Annotated in this window: 12 protein-coding genes and 1 pseudogene; 10 read left to right on the forward strand and 3 right to left on the reverse strand. The window is 40.1% G+C overall.

Features of this window, described 5'->3' with window-relative positions:
• Positions 1-52: 52 nt before the first annotated feature.
• From P3G65_RS05865 to P3G65_RS05895, 7 genes are all read left to right on the forward strand, one after another.
• On the forward strand, positions 53-817 hold the full coding sequence (locus tag P3G65_RS05865; RefSeq protein WP_019291700.1) for an HAD-IIB family hydrolase: 765 nt from the start codon (positions 53-55) through the stop codon (positions 815-817).
• A gap of 6 nt (positions 818-823) precedes the next feature.
• Positions 824-2,212, forward strand: a complete 1,389-nt coding sequence (rlmD, locus tag P3G65_RS05870) for a 23S rRNA (uracil(1939)-C(5))-methyltransferase RlmD (RefSeq protein ID WP_019291699.1) — start codon at positions 824-826, stop codon at positions 2,210-2,212.
• A 26-nt stretch (positions 2,213-2,238) separates the two neighbouring features.
• Entirely contained in the window at positions 2,239-2,856 is a 618-nt protein-coding gene (locus P3G65_RS05875) for a class I SAM-dependent methyltransferase (protein WP_019291698.1), read from the forward strand.
• Positions 2,857-2,972: 116 nt separating this feature from the next.
• Positions 2,973-4,154 (forward strand): AI-2E family transporter, encoded by a 1,182-nt coding sequence (locus P3G65_RS05880; RefSeq protein ID WP_019291697.1) that lies wholly within the window; start codon positions 2,973-2,975, stop codon positions 4,152-4,154.
• The gene (locus P3G65_RS05885; RefSeq protein WP_019291696.1) at positions 4,154-5,395 is read left to right on the forward strand and encodes a lipopolysaccharide assembly protein LapB; all 1,242 of its coding nucleotides are present in this window, start codon (positions 4,154-4,156) and stop codon (positions 5,393-5,395) included. The genes P3G65_RS05880 and P3G65_RS05885 overlap by 1 nt, the downstream gene beginning before the upstream one ends.
• A 198-nt stretch (positions 5,396-5,593) precedes the next feature.
• On the forward strand, positions 5,594-7,261 hold the full coding sequence (gene alsS / locus P3G65_RS05890; RefSeq protein ID WP_019291695.1) for an acetolactate synthase AlsS: 1,668 nt from the start codon (positions 5,594-5,596) through the stop codon (positions 7,259-7,261).
• Positions 7,262-7,402: 141 nt separating this feature from the next.
• On the forward strand, positions 7,403-8,203 hold the full coding sequence (locus tag P3G65_RS05895) for a PhzF family phenazine biosynthesis protein (protein WP_019291694.1): 801 nt from the start codon (positions 7,403-7,405) through the stop codon (positions 8,201-8,203).
• 59 nt (positions 8,204-8,262) lie between these two features.
• On the opposite strand, the gene P3G65_RS05900 is transcribed toward P3G65_RS05895, so the two are convergent.
• Entirely contained in the window at positions 8,263-9,507 is a 1,245-nt protein-coding gene (locus tag P3G65_RS05900) for an S-layer homology domain-containing protein (protein ID WP_019291693.1), read from the reverse strand.
• Positions 9,508-9,912: 405 nt separating this feature from the next.
• On the opposite strand from P3G65_RS05900, the gene P3G65_RS05905 reads away from it, so the two are divergent.
• Positions 9,913-10,641 carry an alpha/beta hydrolase gene (locus tag P3G65_RS05905; RefSeq protein WP_019291692.1) on the forward strand — a complete coding sequence of 243 codons (729 nt, stop codon included), beginning with the start codon at positions 9,913-9,915 and terminating at the stop codon, positions 10,639-10,641.
• A 37-nt stretch (positions 10,642-10,678) separates the two neighbouring features.
• Here P3G65_RS05905 and P3G65_RS05910 read toward each other — a convergent pair whose 3' ends face one another.
• Both P3G65_RS05910 and P3G65_RS05915 read right to left on the reverse strand, forming a co-directional pair.
• The gene (locus tag P3G65_RS05910) at positions 10,679-11,341 is read right to left on the reverse strand and encodes a lytic polysaccharide monooxygenase (protein WP_195917709.1); all 663 of its coding nucleotides are present in this window, start codon (positions 11,339-11,341) and stop codon (positions 10,679-10,681) included.
• A 31-nt stretch (positions 11,342-11,372) separates the two neighbouring features.
• Positions 11,373-12,854, reverse strand: a pseudogene (locus tag P3G65_RS05915) (glycosyl hydrolase family 18 protein).
• A 284-nt stretch (positions 12,855-13,138) separates the two neighbouring features.
• Between P3G65_RS05915 and P3G65_RS05920 the strand changes: the two are divergent.
• Together P3G65_RS05920 and nagE are read left to right on the forward strand one after the other, a co-directional pair.
• Positions 13,139-13,624 (forward strand): TspO/MBR family protein, encoded by a 486-nt coding sequence (locus tag P3G65_RS05920; protein WP_019291690.1) that lies wholly within the window; start codon positions 13,139-13,141, stop codon positions 13,622-13,624.
• Between the two features lie 370 nt (positions 13,625-13,994).
• Positions 13,995-15,962 carry an N-acetylglucosamine-specific PTS transporter subunit IIBC gene (nagE, locus tag P3G65_RS05925; protein WP_019291689.1) on the forward strand — a complete coding sequence of 656 codons (1,968 nt, stop codon included), beginning with the start codon at positions 13,995-13,997 and terminating at the stop codon, positions 15,960-15,962.
• Positions 15,963-16,007: the final 45 nt, after the last annotated feature.

The raw sequence follows: 16,007 nt of genomic DNA on the forward strand, positions 1-16,007 counted from the left end.
AAAGCTCAAGTCTGTTAAAATAAGTTGAGAGAGACAATGATGGAGAAACAGAATGAATTTTAAGAAAGAAAGTTATGATGCACTCGTGTTTGATTTGGACGGGACAATTGTTTTTAATGGTTACGAAATTGAAGCAAATATCCTTGAAAAATTACGTCAACTGGATGAAAAGGTCAAAATAATTTTTGCTTCAGCTCGTCCTGTACGCGATATGCTGCCGCTTTTAGAAGACTTCCCAGACAATGATTTGATTGGCGGAAACGGCAGTATTGTTCGTATGAAGCAAGGCATTTCCCCCACACAAACCATCACACCCACTAGTGTAGAAAAAATTGTAACTTTTATACAGTTGCGAGGGCTAGAGTATGTCATAGATTATGATTGGAATTACAGTGCAAAAGTTTCTGCTCAAACAAACATACTTAATAAATTGGATACCGCTCACAAAGCTCAAAACGTCGACTTGAGTTATGAAGATGTGATTAAAATCATCATATTTGGTGTTACACCAAAGTTCTATCAGGAATTCAATACAGATGAAGAACTGGCTGTTTTATACCATTCTGATGTGCAGGAATTGGTGATTACGGCTAGAAACATCAATAAATATCAGGTATTGTCGGAAGTCATGGGACAGACTAACTATATCGGCTTTGGTAATGATAAAAATGATGTAAAACTACTCCAACATGCCAAGCTTGCAATTTCTGTAGGCGATAACCCAGAAGTCCTTCAGGTGAGCCACGAGCATCTACCAGCAGAGAGTGAAAAAATTGCTGCTTTTTTGGGGAAGTTGATTCTTGACAGTAGAGGATGAAAGACATTGGACTTTATCAAGCGGGTATGCTATCATAAAAGCATGAAAAAATTCCAGAAAAATGAAGTGATTCAAGGAACAGTCCTTGACTTAACACATGAAGGGCAAGGAGTTATCAAAGCAGATAACTTCCCTTTTTTTGTTGAAAATGCCTTACCCGGTGAAGAGATAAAAATGAAAGTCCTAAAAGTCGGAAAGAATTTCGGCTTCGGTAAGGTTGAAGAATGGCTCAGCCAATCACCAGATCGTGTACAAGATGTCAATATGACCTATCTCCGTACAGGGATAGCTGACTTTGGGCACATGACCTATCCAGCCCAGCTTCACTTTAAACACAAACAAGTTGTTGATGTACTGCGTAAAAACGCACACAAGCCAGACTTTCCGGTTCTTGACACTTTAGGTGCGGAACAAGAAAGCCAATACCGCAATAAAGCACAGGTGCCTGTCCGTAGCATCAATGGTAAAACAGAGACGGGCTTTTTCCGAAAAAACTCACACGATTTAGTGCCAATTCGTGATTTTTACATCCAAAATCCAGAAATTGATGAGTTGGTTAATCAGGTGCGGGAGAGTTTAATCAAGCTCAATATTCCGCCTTATGATGAGCAAACAAAACGAGGCATTGTACGCAATATCGTGATTCGTCGTGGTCATCACAGCGGCCAAATGATGCTGATTTTGGTTGTGACTAAAGAGAAATTCGCGGGGCTTTCAGAACTTGTGGCTGAATACAGCAATAAAGTGGACTCTTTCCAGCTCAGTATTAATACCTCAACAGGGAATGCGATCTTTGGCTCTAAGTTCAAACTGCTCTCAGGTAAAGATTATATAACGGACAGCATGTTAGGTAAAGACTTCCAAATCTCGGCCCGTGCATTCTATCAAGTCAACACAGCACAGGCAGAAAAACTCTATCAGTTGGCTTATGATTTTGCAGATTTGAAAGCTGAAGATGTTGTGATTGATGCTTATTCCGGTATCGGTACAATCGGCCTTGGAATGGCAGATAAGGTTGCACAAGTTTACGGTATGGAAATCATACCAGAAGCAGTTGAAAACGCGAAGACAAATGCAGCGCTGAATGGTATTACAAATGCGCAGTACGAAGTAGGACCGGCAGAAGAAGTAATGCCACAATGGTTACAAGACGGTATCCAACCTAATGTTATCTTCGTTGATCCACCTCGCAAGGGTCTAGACGAAAGCTTTATCAAAGCCGCCACAGCAACCCAAGCACGTGCCGTGGTCTATATCTCATGTAATCCAGCGACATTTGCGCGTGATGTCGTCCGCTTTGAAGAAGAAGGCTATCTTTTGGAGAAAGTACAACCCGTTGATCTTTTCCCACAGACGAAGCATGTGGAGTGTGTGGGATTGTTGCTGAAAAAATAAGACTCAATTCCAAAAAGAACCCAAAAATGCCACACAAAAATCACAATTACGAAAAAGAATCAGAAAAATTCTATGATAATATCGCCCAGCATTTTGACCACTCCTTTGATGGTTTCCTTGCTTCATTTTTCAAAAAGTTTATTGTCAAACATTTGGAAGTGCCCAAAGATGCCAGTATTCTTGATATCGGCTGTGCCAATGGCACTCTTCTGTCCATGCTCAGTAAGCAGACAAATATTTCGGGGGCAGGTTTAGACATTTCTTCTGAAATGGTTAAGGTTGCCAGCCAACGTCATCCTCAGTTTGAATTTAAGCAAGGTAGTGCGGAAGCTGTTCCATTTCCGAAGAATGATTTCGATATTATCACTTGTTCGGCCAGTTTTCATCATTTCCCTCATCCCGATCGCTTTTTAGATGAGGCCAGCCGTTTGTTAAAACAAGACGGCAGATTAGTCATCGTGGAAATTCATATCCCTGTAGTGACAAAGCTTTATAATTGGCGACTGAACCGCTTTTCAACTGAAGGTGATGTCAAGGTTTATCAACCTAAAGAGCTGGTAAGCCTCTTTCAAGAAAAGGGCTGGAAAATTGTAAATCACAAAATTTTTCTTCAAATTCAATATTATGAACTACAAAAGCTGTGAACACAGCTTTTTTACATAAATAAAATTATGTAAACGAAGAGCCTTCTATGTCAATATTATTGGGATTATGTTATAATTTAAACAGTATTTTACACATTAGAAGGGGAAAAAATCCTATGGAAAAACAAAATTTCAGATCCTCTGTTTTTTTCAAATGGTTTGTAAATAATAAAGTCGTGACGGCGCTCTTGGTGGTCTTACTTTTATTACTTAATATTCTATTACTCAGCAAAGTTAACTTTATCTTTGCACCAATTGCCGATTTTCTGACCATTGTTTCATTGCCTGTCGTTTTAGCAGCCGTGTTTTATTACTTGCTTAATCCGATAGTTGATTATCTTGAAAAGAAACGCGTGCCACGTATCGCCAGTATTATTGTACTTTTTATACTCATTGCTGGTTTGTTAGTTTGGGGTCTGGCTTATGCCATTCCTTCTATCTCAAACAGTGTGGCAAGTTTCTCTAAGCACGTGCCAAACTATGTCGAACAAATGCAAGAAGAAGTAAATAAACTCTTGACCAATCGTCATTTTGAGCAATTCCGCCCACAAATGGATAATTTCATGGATTCCCTCGGGAATAATATCGTGGACTGGTCGAAAAACTTTTCAACTGCTGCTTTTAGCTCAATCACTGATGTGATTACACGTACAGCAAGTGTCTTTATTTCACTGGTTATCTTCCCGTTTGTCCTCTTTTATCTTTTACGGGACGGGAAAAATTTGAATGGCTATATCACACATCTTTTACCTGTAAACTGGCGCAAAGATACTTCAAAAATCTTGACGGAGATGAACTCACAACTTGCAAACTACGTACGTGGTCAAGTTATTGTTGCGATTGCAGTTGCTTTGATGCTTGCGATTGGTTTACCAATCATTGGTTTGCGTTACGGGATCACACTTGCTATCTTGTCTGGACTCTTTAACTTGATTCCATTCCTTGGATTCTACTTGGCCATCATTCCGGCTATGATTATCGGTTTAGCAACAGGTGGACCAATCATGTTGCTTAAAGTCTTGATTGTCTATATCATTGAACAAACACTTGAAGGACGTTTCGTTTCGCCTTTAGTTTTAGGTAAACAGTTGAGCATTCACCCGATCACAGTTCTCTTTGTGCTCTTAACGGCCGGGAAAGTCTTTGGCTTATGGGGTGTTCTGCTGGGAATTCCTTTCTATGCAGCAGCCAAAGTAATTATCACACATATCTATGATTGGTACCGTGAAATTTCAGAACTTTATCAACCTGTTGATTTAGACAATACAAGTGAACTTGAAAAAATAGAGGAGAGCTAATGTCTTATTCAGAAGATACTATTGATTTTCTACATAAAGGTGATTTGATTGGGATGCATAATGCTTTGAGCAATGCGCTCAAGCATGATAATGAAGAAATGCTTGCGGATTTAGCAGAGTATTTGCAAATGGTGGGTTTTATTGATGAGAGCCATCAGGTCTATGATAAGATTCTGGGTGACAATCCTGAAAGTACCGACTATTTGATTAATCTGGCGGAGATTGCAGAGGATGATGGGCAAATTGACGATGCATTAAACTATCTCTATCAAATTCCTGCTGGAGACGAAAACTATGTGGCTGCTTTGATTCAAATTGCGGATTTGTACCAGTTTGAAGGCGACTTTGAGACGGCCATTAGCAAGCTTGAAGAAGCACGTGAACTTTCCGACTCACCCCTGATTACTTTTGCGCTTGCGGAAAGTTATTACGAGCAGGGTGCTTATCAGGATGCTATCCAGAACTACGCCAAGCTTTCTGTACGTGAAATTCTACAGCAAACTAAAATCTCTACTTATCAGCGTATCGGTGAATCCTACGCACATCTAGGGAATTTTGAAAATGCGATTGCCTTTTTAGAAAAGTCTTTTGAGTTTGATAAAACTGCCGATACGATTTACAAAATTGCGCTACTTTATAGCGAGTTGGACAATCAAGCCCGTGCGATTAGCTATTTTAAACAGTTAGAAGACTATAATACAGATTTGCTCAATTACGAGTTAGCCTATGCCCAAACACTGGAAGCAGACCGTCAGTTTGATGAAGCTGCCCGTGTGGCGCAAGAAGGTTTACTGAAAAATCCGAATTCGGCTTTACTGTTGCATTTTCTCTCGAAGCTGGCTTACAGTCAAAAGGACCAAGCAGCTGCAGAACGTTACTTGATGGATGCGCTGAATGTTGCGGAGCTCCATGACGAAACAGTGTTCCTCCTTGCAAACCTTTATTTCAACGAGTCAGACTTTGAAGCTGTAATTCGCTTGGAAGATTTGTTAGAAGAAGAACATCTCTTGGCGCAGTGGTTGTTTGCACAAGCCCATAAAGAGCTGGAAAATGATGCACAAGCAGAAGCGCTCTATACAGAGCTCTTGTCGACTGCCTTGACTGATAATCCAGATTTCTTAAAGGATTATGTTGATTTCCTTTTGCAAATCGGACAAAATGAGAAGGCACAAACCTATATTAAACAATATCTGGAGCTTGTTCCAGAAGATGAAGAAATGAGAGGACTGTTGTTCGAGTAATCGAGCAATGGTTTTTTTATTGAAGTAAGATGACAAAGTCTGTAATATTTCATAGGAGAAGATGTAAGCGTTTTAGGTGCAGATATCTTGTGAAAGCAGACTACATATACATTCTTCAAGCCCGATTTTTGTAAATTAAAATGTTTTCTGCTAAAATTGATTGTGAAGATTGTGAATCTTAATTGAAATGGAGAAGAAATGACTGATAAAAAATTCGGCTCAGACTTAGTTGTAGATAGTTTAATTAACCATAATGTAAAATATGTTTTTGGTATTCCCGGCGCCAAAATTGACCGCGTATTCGACCGCTTGGAGCATGATCCAAAAGCGCCAGAATTAATCATTACTCACCATGAGCAAGGTGCTGCTTTTATGGCCCAAGCTGTGGGACGTATCACGGGGGAACCTGGTGTTGTTTTGGTTACTTCCGGACCTGGTGTATCAAACTTGGCAACGCCACTTTTGACAGCAACATCTGAAGGGGACGCGATTCTTGCAATTGGTGGACAAGTAAAACGCGCTGATCGTTTGAAACGTGCACACCAATCTATGGATAACGCTCAAATGATGGCGCCTGCTTCAAAATATTCACAAGAAATCTTGGATCCATCCACAATTTCTGAAACAGTAGCCAATGCTTACCGTATCGCTAAAGGCGGTCGTGCAGGTTCAAGTTTCTTATCTATCCCACAAGACGTGACAGATTCAGAAGTTTCTGTGAATGCCATCAAACCTTTGTCAGATCCTAAGATGGGTAATGCCTCAATTGATGACATCAACTATTTAGCGCAAGCGATTAAAAATGCTGTATTACCTGTTATCCTTGTTGGTGCTGGTGGTTCAGATGAAAAAGTGGCCAAAGCTTTGCGTAACTTGCTTTCACACGTCTCTATTCCGGTCGTTGAAACTTTCCAAGGTGCAGGTGTGATTTCGCGTGATCTTGAACATACCTTCTTTGGTCGTATCGGTCTTTTCCGTAACCAACCAGGAGATATGTTGCTCAAACGTTCAGACTTAGTGATCGCCGTTGGTTATGACCCTATCGAGTATGAAGCACGCAACTGGAATGCTGAAATTGATAGCCGTATTGTTGTTATTGACAACGCCATTGCTGAGATTGATACCTATTACCAACCCGAACGTGAATTGATTGGTGATATTGCTCAAACATTGGAAAACCTTTTGCCAGCAGTTCGTGGCTACAACTTGCCAGAAGGTTCAGTTGAATACCTTAAAGGTTTGCGTGACGTCATTAACCAACACGAATTTGACGTTGAAGCAGCTGAAGAAGGACGTTTGCACCCACTTGACTTGGTAAGCACTTTCCAAGAAGTTGTTAAAGATGATGAAACGGTGACTGTTGACGTCGGTTCACTCTATATCTGGATGGCACGTTACTTCCGTTCGTATGAACCCCGTCACTTGCTCTTCTCAAACGGTATGCAAACACTAGGTGTGGCCTTGCCTTGGGGTATTACAGCCGGCTTGCTCCGCCCAGGACACAAAGTTTATTCTCACTCTGGTGATGGTGGTTTCCTCTTCACCGGACAAGAACTTGAAGTTGCCGTTCGCCTTAACTTGCCCTTGATCCACATCATCTGGAATGACGGTCACTATGACATGGTTAAATTCCAAGAAGAGAAAAAATACGGCCGTGCAGCAGGTGTAAACTTCGGTAGCGTTGACTACGTGAAATATGCGGAAGCTATGGGTGCCAAAGGCTATCGTGTTCACAGCGCAGAAGAACTGAAAGAACTCTTGGAATCAATCCCTGACAGCACAGGACCAGTAGTTATTGACGTTCCTATCGATTACTCTGACAATATCAAATTGGCGGATACGCTTTTGCCTGAGGAATTTTATTGATAATGACAGATAAAGAATAAAATAAGTAAAAACTTGATAATGTCGATATTATCAAGTTTTTTTAATTCATATGGCTCCCTATTGTAATTTATAGTATTATAATAAAGGTACACTTAAAACCAGTACTATGAGGAGTAATTCATGCCCTACGACATTATCAACGCCTTCACCGGCAAGGAGAGTTTAGGAAATCCCGCAGCAGTCTATATATTAACCCAACAACTCCCAAAAGAGCAGCTTCAAAAGATTGCTTCTGAAATTGCCTTGCCTGAAACTTCCTTTATTTATAAGAATGTAGAGGAAGAGTGGGAAATCCAGTGGTTCAGTCCTAAAAGAGAAGTTTTACTATGTGGGCATGGTCTGATTGCGGCGGCTTTTTTCATCAAGCAGAAGTTAGAAAAAGAGCGTGAAATTTTAATCTTTAAATCTAAATCTGGAAAATTGACCGTCGCCATGGACAATGATCAATTTATCTTAAACTTTCCAAGTCAACAGCTTTTTCCAAAACCGATCACTGAAAAAATGAAAGCAGCTTTCCCAGGAGCAATCATTCAAGAAGCTTATACTACTCAAGAAAAAGATCACCTTGTGCTTGTACTAGATTCAGAAATAGCAGTAAATAATGCAAAACCACAGATAGCTATCATTAAATTATTAGCTCCTCATGCAGTCACCATCACAGCAAAAGGAGCAGAAGTTGATTTTGTATCCAGGTATTTTGCACCTCATGGTGGTGTAGATGAGGACCCCGTGACGGGTTCGTCACATACACGCTTGGCACCATTATGGGGAGAAAAGCTAGAGAAAACAAAACTCATCGCCAAACAACTCTCTAATCGTGGTGGCTTGATTGCTTGTGAAATTGAGGGAGAAAGAGTTAAAATCTCTGGTCAGACTGTTCTAGAACAAGAAAATATCGTCATTCACAACGATGATATATAAGAATAGAAAAAGTGCTTGGAACATCTGTCCAGCACTTTTTAGTATGGTTTTCTTGAATATTAAGGGCGAATAAATTTAACACCGGCTGTTGAACAGTCACGTTCAGTGCCCCAGCCACCGTTATAATTTCCTTCACTTACTCTCATTTTAGAGCCGGAAACCGAAATAACAACGGCAACGTGGCCAAGATCTCCAGCGCCTTGATTTCCTGGAGGAAAGACAGCAATCGTTCCTACAGCAGCCGTGCTGTTCGCATATCTAGCCCATTCTTTAGCATTGCCGGTATAGAGTGGAATATTTCCGTTGAAATAGTCCCAAACATAAGCTGTACATTGTCCTGCAGGATAGGGGTTTTGTTTATTGGTCTGGGAAGTGACATTATAGAAACGTTGGAGGAAAGCTGCCATCTCCCCACGTGTAACATTTGCATCAGGTCTAAAAGTTGTTGGTGTGTAACCCGTAGTGATACCTTTTGAACTCAACCAGCCAATGTCATTGGCAAACATATGATTTTTGGCATCCACGAACTTCGTATTATATTTTCCTGAAGTAGGAGCATTTCCTGAAACCTTTGCCATTCTATGGAGAAAGGCAGCCAATTGCCCACGAGTCACATTGCCGTTTGGATTGTAGTGGGGCGCAGTTCCATTGGATACAGTTGTCGCTGTCAGCCAGAGAATCTGGTTTTTATACTGGTTGACATCTGTATAGACATTGAATGGTGCTTTATAACTTGGAGCTCCCGCGAGACGATGAAGAAAGACAGCCATTTCACCACGTGTCACGTAACCATCTGGATTATATGTCGTTGGTGTATAACCTGTGGTAATCCCTCGACTATAGATCCAGCTAATATAATTCTTATATAAAGATTGTGAAACGTCTTTAAAAGGATTGCCTGAATGCTTGATAGGTAATTTTTCTAAGCTTACGGGCACCTTTGGTAGTGTCCCACTATTAAGAGGTTGCTGATAAGTTACAGCACTTCGAGCTTGTACCACAGGCTGCTCGGTCGTACTTGCTACTTCCGCCGTTTCAGCACTTGTATCTTGTTCCTTTATCGCTGCTTCAGTACTTGAGCTTGAGCTGCTTTTATCTACCACACTACTTTCAGTGCTTTTGTTTTCAGTGGAAGTTTCAGAAGTACTTGCAGAAGTAGAAGTGCTACTTTCCTCGATGCTTGAAGCTATTGGCTCATTTTTTTCCTTGTTTACGGCTGTGAGCTCACTCGCACTTACCATTATTCCTTGCGTCGACGACAGAAAAACTGCGCTCAGCATTAAAACCTTTTGATATTTTTTCACTATAAAATATCTCCTCCTTATTTACCATATCTCTTAGAATCATTATTTGTTTGCTTTTTTAGCATATTATAATCATAACATATGATTTAGTTTTTTTTAAGGAATTTTGAATTAAAATAAATATTATAAGCAGAATTAAAGCATTCTACTCATAAGAATGATAAAATAAGGATGGAATTGATGACAGAATAAATAAACAGAAATCGAGAGGCATGAGGCTTCTGTCCTCACTTGCAATAAAGGCTTTCGATAAACTATATATTTTAATTTATTTTTTCCTCAATGCAATTTTAAATAATGTTTAGAAGTCCTTTCTTTGAGGGCTTTTAGTTTGATTAAAATAGTTGAACAAAGCACTATAATTCACTAAAATAAAAAGAAAAACATTTTAAAAAGGAAAATCCAATGAAAAAATTCAAAAAAATAGCCCTCTGGATCGTAAGTATTTTGCTTGTCCTTCTGGCTGCAGGATTTATCTACATAAAGTCCAGCACGTATCATCCTACTCCTCAAGCGACAAAGAGTGCAAGTCAAGCCGAGAAGTTGGATAATGCTTTGGTCTTTAAAGGCAATCCAGATAAGCCCAGTATCATCTTTTATCAAGGCGCTTTGGTGGATAATGTAAGCTATAGTATTTGGGCCAGTAAAGTAGCAGAATCTGGATATTCTGTTTACCTTCTCAAAGAGCCTCTGAATCTTGCCATTTTTAATCCTGATCTGGCTGATAAAGTAATCAAGGATGAACATCTCTCCCAATATATCGTTGGGGGTCATTCTCTAGGTGGAGTTATGGCCAGTCGCTTTGCAGCAGGCCATCAAGATAATTCAGCCTTAGAAGGTGTCTTTTTCCTGGCAAGTTATCCTGATCAAAAAGGAAGCTTGAAAGGTTACAAGGGAAAAGTTTTATCACTCGTAGGTTCAAAAGATGGTGTGCTCAACCAGTCTTCATATGAAAAGGCAAAAGCCTATCTGCCACAACAAACGGTGAATGTCACACTGGATGGCGGTAATCATGCCGGGTTTGGCAGCTATGGTGCTCAAAAAGGTGATAACCAAGCGGACATCTCAAATGAGAAACAACAAGAAGAAATCGCCGCAGAACTCATCAAATGGCTCCAAACATCCGAAAAGTAAAAAAGAACACTTTGAGAAGTGCTCTTTTTCTTTCTGTTTATTCAACTGCAGCAAATGGTCCAAAGAGCATATTATTATTTTGGACATTGACGTCAATAACATTGTAGAAAGCATTTGGTGTATCAGCAACATCCCAAACAGCAAGGATGATATGGTAGCCTGAACGATTGCTTGGGACAGTGATAGAGTGTGTCAAGTTGTTAGAAGCAGTAGAGCCATCATGATTGACAGTACCAATGAGCTCTAACTCCGAACGTTTGAGTGGCGCATTTTGATCCCAACCTGTTTTGGTCATGTAATAGTACCATTTGGTTGTTTTATGTGGTGCTGTATATTTCCACGTGAACTGTTTGACACCTGTGTTTATTGTTGTTTTTTTCCAACGGTCGCTGGTTTGATTATCTAGGACAAAGTCAGCGATTTGTCCTAGACCGCCATTAGCTGAGGCGATGCGTCCATCTACAGGTCCGCTTTCAGAGAAGCCTTTAGGGGCTTCAAGTGATTGAGGATTTGTGATGACATTTCCATAGAGATTATAAGCTGTTGTCCAGCCATATTTTTCATAATCAAGCTTTCCTTGATAACCACGTGCAGGAGGGCTCTCAACGTAACCGTGAGCCAAGACCGTTTTAGTATTGAAAGCCAATGAAGCGCCCAATACTCCTAAAGTGATTAAAAACCCAATAAACATTTTTTTCATAACTTTGCTCCTTTCTGCTTGTTAAAGCACATCATATTTCTTTCCAAGGGCCGTAAGCACCTGACAAGTCAGGCTGATCACCCTTGGTCCACCATTTTGCTTCGTATTCTTTTCCATTGTAGTAGACGCGGTCACCCGTCCAATATTCTTTATCCTTGAGCTATGTATTTTCAGGAGTTACTGTGTCAGCTGCCGTGCTAAAATTCGTGCTTGCACTATCAGAACGAATGCCAGCATTATTGATTGCGACGGCTTCAACGGTATAAGTCGTTGCAGCTTTAAGGCCTGAGATATCTTGCAATCCATCTTTACTTGTATAAGTTTTTCCCCCAACTTTAATCTCGTAGTTGGCTATCCCAGATGTGTCTGTTGATTTTGCATGAATTGTAGCACTGGTTTCTGTAAGATCAGAAACTGTGATTATTGGAAGTGTTGGTTTTGCTTCATTTCCGCCCCCAGTGTCCCCAAAAAGCATTGGAGCATAGGTGTTGACGAAGGAATTGTTATAATTTAAGCCAGTTGCGCTCTTACCTGCATCCCAATTGACGGACCAGGTCATTAAGCCTTTGATTTCATTACCAGAAGCTTTTAGGCGTTTTAAGGCATTTTCGACCGCTTTAGGATTTTTGACGTAACCTGTTGCTGCCGCGTCCTCATTTGCAGGCAAGCCAATCACAAACTTGTTTGCTGGAATTTTGATGAAATTATCGGTTCCAGTGACGAGACGGTGTGTTAAGCCATAGAGGAAGGCTTCTTTTTGCTCGTCGTTGGATTGGGAAATCCACATGTTTAAGTCAGAATCCCAAAATCCATCGCCGCCTTGGTTGTAGTATTGAGGATTAATATAATCGTAATCACCTTCTAAACCATTGATATAAGGCGCATACTTCCCTGTAGTCGTAAGATAAGGAAATTCTGGGGCCATCGTAATCATAAAGTTCTTACCTTGTTGACGATAATACGCTTTGACTTTCCGTAAAGCTGACGGGATGACGGTATTATTGTCAGCTGCATCAATGGCAGATTGCTCTAAATCAATATCCAAACCGTCAAAGCCATAAGTATCAACAAGGCGGATAATCTCATTAACAAAAGCATCCTCTTGCGCTTTAGTGAGTTCAATGTGAGCGTCCGCACCTCCTAGTGCAATTAATACAGATTTACCTTCTGCATTGAGTTTTGCAACCTCAGCTCTGAATTCAGCATCGGTCTTATTATAAGGTTTAAATGTTGGAAGTGCACTTCCTTGAGGGGTTTTCATGAAAGATACGTTAATAACATTGTATCCGTCTTGTGTCTGTGAAAGGTCAAAATCAGCAGAGGTTCCGTATTTATAACCATCTTTACCTGTTGATTTCCAATTGTGCCAATAACCGACTAAAACCTTATCGGTGGGATTGACCATTTCATCGGCGGCATCTGCTTGAGCATGCGCACCAGTAAAACCAAGTGTAGCCAAGGCCAATGTCGCTATGGCTATCTTTAAGTAACGTGTGTTTCCATTTTTGATCATAGTTCCTCCTGTTGGTGGTAAGACTATGTCCGGACTAATCATGTAAGCGCTATAATTATTATAACAATTTTTAATTTTCGATTCAATTAAAAAGGAAATTAAAAAAAATAAAAATAAGGTAAAGCCAAAGGAAGATATAGAGCAAAGAGTATAAATAAAGCTTTCTAGGCAAACCAACGGGGGGCAAAATTTACAAACGAATAACTGCCTTTAAAATAGGGGATGTGGTAAAATTAAGAAAATGCTAAAGAAAACGGTTAACTTAGAAAAAGAGGAGGAGAATTATGAAACATTCTAATAAACTAAAACCTATATTACTTGCTGGGCTGTTTATCATTGTGGTAGAAGCAATTGGGAGTTTATCAGGAATATTAGCTGGTGATATCAAATCGATTTATAACAACTTACAACTTCCGCCATTGGCGCCACCAGATTATCTGTTTGGTATTGTTTGGCCGATTCTCTATGGCTTGATTGCTGTAGCAGGTTTTATAGTTTTTCAAAATTTAAAATTAAGAAAGAGTGAAGCCCAGCCAGCCCTCATGCTTTATGTTATCCAGTTATTCCTCAACTTTATCTGGAGCATTATCTTTTTCAAGGGTTATTTCTGGTTTGGAGTACTTGTTATCCTTGTTCTTGATATTGTGGTCTATCTTTGTATTAAGAAATTTTTCAAAATCAACCAATGGTCAGGAATCCTACTCTTGCCCTACTTTGTCTGGATACTCTTTGCAACTTATTTGAGCTTGGCTGTTGCTATTTTGAATTAGGAGCATTGAAGAATACTGTTGATGAGAAACTTTATGATGCAAAGTCTAAAGGCAAAAATCAAGTCCTATATTAACAGGCCATACACCCCTCTACATATATAGTCCCCAAAATCACCAAGAAGATGTTAAAATAATACTGTACAAATAAATTTACTCCTATTAAGTGAAAAATATCCTAAATTTTAACAGGTTGAAGACGTAAAGAAAACAAGGCGATTGTGTAAGCATTGGCAATAGCCTTTTTATATGTCAACCAAAGTTAAATCTTACCTTTAGTGAAATAAGAAGTAGTGATACGGAGACTTAAAAGCAGAGATTTTGGTACGTGCCATTTTGGTAAATTATTTAATTTTCTATTCTTGGAGGATTTATGAAAGAATATATGCAGAAGATGGGCCGATCGCTCATGCTTCCGGTTGCGACTTTACCTGTTGCAGCTTTATTTACGGGGATTGGGTATTGGATCGATCCTACAGGCTGGGGCGCCAATAATGTATTGGCAGCCTTTATGATTCAAGCCGGACAAACGATTCTGAATAACTTAGGCTTACTCTTTGCTGTTGGACTGGCCTTTGGAATGTCTAAGGACAAAGACGGCTCCGCAGCTCTGGCTGGGATAGTGTCTTTCCTTGTGCCTATGACCTTACTCAATCCTGATTCTGTGGCGCTTTTGCAAAGAATCGATGTCGAAAAAGTGAATACTGCATTCACTAAGATTAATAACGGGAACGTTTTTATAGGGATTTTAGCGGGTCTCATCGCAGCGGCAGTCTATAATAAGTTCAGCAATACGAAATTGCCGATGGCCTTGTCTTTCTTTAGTGGACGTCGTTTAGTGCCCATACTTACTGCGGTTATCATGGCTGCACTTTCAGCTGTTTTACTTTTCCTTTGGCCAGCTGTTTTCGGAGGCTTAACCACTTTTGGTAAAGCTATCGTTAACCTTGGTCCTTTAGGAGCTGGGATTTACGGTTTCTCGAACCGCTTGTTAATTCCAACAGGTATGCACCACGCGCTCAATAATGTTTTCTGGTTTGATGCTGCGGGTATCAATGACATTGGTAATTTCTGGAAAAACGTAGGAACCCAAGGGATTACGGGGCGTTATCAAGCAGGTTTCTTCCCTATCATGATGTTTGGTTTGCCTGCAGGGGCATATGCTATTTATCGTAATGCACGTCCCGAAAAGAAAAAAGCGACGGCTTCACTTATGCTTGCTGCCGGCTTTGCTTCATTTTTCACTGGTGTAACTGAACCTTTGGAATTCTCTTTCATGTTTGTGGCTTGGCCCCTATATGTTGTGCATGCAGTATTAACAGGGATTTCGATGTTTATTGCCGCGCTTTTCCATTGGACTGCCGGCTTTAACTTTTCAGCAGGGCTCATCGACTTCATCTTGAGCTTACGCGTGCCTATTGCGAATCAACCTTATATGCTTCTCGTACTCGGTTTGGTTATGGCAGTCGTTTATTACTTTACTTTTGACTTTGTCATTAAGAAATTTAACATGATGACACCAGGTCGTGAAGAAGGCGGTGAAGGGGAAGAAGATCCAGATTTATCTTCTGCAGATGAAAAATTTGCTTACCTTGCCGGCCGTATTTATCAAGGACTTGGCAAAGATAATCTTAAAACTGTGGACAATTGTACGACACGATTACGTTTGACTGTCGAAAATTCTGACTTAGTGAATCAAGCTGCAATTAAAGCAACTGGTGTACCTGGAGTGCGGGTTTTAGATAAGAAGAATGTCCAAGTTATCGTAGGGACAGAAGTCCAATTTGTAGCGGATGAATTGAAAAAAATTCAACAAACAGGAGAAGTTCCGGATCCTATTGTAGAAACAGCAAAAGAGGTTGTTCAGTCAGAAACTAAAGTAATTACGCAAGAAATATTTGCTGTCGCAACAGGTAAAGTTATGCCAATCACGGAAGTACCGGATCAAGTTTTCTCAGCCCAAATAATGGGAGATGGCTTTGCGATATTACCAACAAAAGAAGAAGTATTTGCACCACTCTCAGGTAAAATAACAAATATCTTCCCAACTAAACATGCGATGGGGATTCAAACAGAATCAGGCTTAGAAGTTCTTTTACATATGGGCTTAGATACGGTTGAACTCAAGGGCGAACCATTTAAGTTGGCTGTTTCTGAAGGACAAGTGCTTAAAAAAGGCGATAAGATTGCGGATATGGATCTGCAAAAAATTAAAGCTGCAGGTAAAGGAACAGAAATTATTGTTGCTTTTACAAATGCGGAGCGCTTAGAAAATATCGACCTTACAAAAACGGGGAATGTCATTGCCAACCTGGTGATTGGTCAAGTGACAAGTAAATAAAGAGAGAAGTGGAATTATTTCCACTTTTTATTTTACGCAAAACAG

The sequence above is a fragment of the Lactococcus sp. bn62 genome (assembly GCF_029492705.2).
GTDB lineage: Bacteria > Bacillota > Bacilli > Lactobacillales > Streptococcaceae > Lactococcus > Lactococcus petauri.

Excerpts from the sequence above, each read along its gene's own strand:
- P3G65_RS05880 (WP_019291697.1), top strand. The coding sequence starts at position 2,973 with ATGGAAAAACAAAATTTCAGATCCTCTGTTTTTTTCAAATGGTTTGTA.
- P3G65_RS05885 (WP_019291696.1), top strand. The coding sequence starts at position 4,154 with ATGTCTTATTCAGAAGATACTATTGATTTTCTACATAAAGGTGATTTG.
- P3G65_RS05895 (WP_019291694.1), top strand. The coding sequence starts at position 7,403 with ATGCCCTACGACATTATCAACGCCTTCACCGGCAAGGAGAGTTTAGGA.
- P3G65_RS05910 (WP_195917709.1), bottom strand. The coding sequence starts at position 11,341 with ATGAAAAAAATGTTTATTGGGTTTTTAATCACTTTAGGAGTATTGGGC.
- alsS (WP_019291695.1), top strand. The coding sequence starts at position 5,594 with ATGACTGATAAAAAATTCGGCTCAGACTTAGTTGTAGATAGTTTAATT.
- P3G65_RS05865 (WP_019291700.1), top strand. The coding sequence starts at position 53 with ATGAATTTTAAGAAAGAAAGTTATGATGCACTCGTGTTTGATTTGGAC.
- P3G65_RS05920 (WP_019291690.1), top strand. The coding sequence starts at position 13,139 with ATGAAACATTCTAATAAACTAAAACCTATATTACTTGCTGGGCTGTTT.
- P3G65_RS05905 (WP_019291692.1), top strand. The coding sequence starts at position 9,913 with ATGAAAAAATTCAAAAAAATAGCCCTCTGGATCGTAAGTATTTTGCTT.
- P3G65_RS05875 (WP_019291698.1), top strand. The coding sequence starts at position 2,239 with ATGCCACACAAAAATCACAATTACGAAAAAGAATCAGAAAAATTCTAT.
- nagE (WP_019291689.1), top strand. The coding sequence starts at position 13,995 with ATGAAAGAATATATGCAGAAGATGGGCCGATCGCTCATGCTTCCGGTT.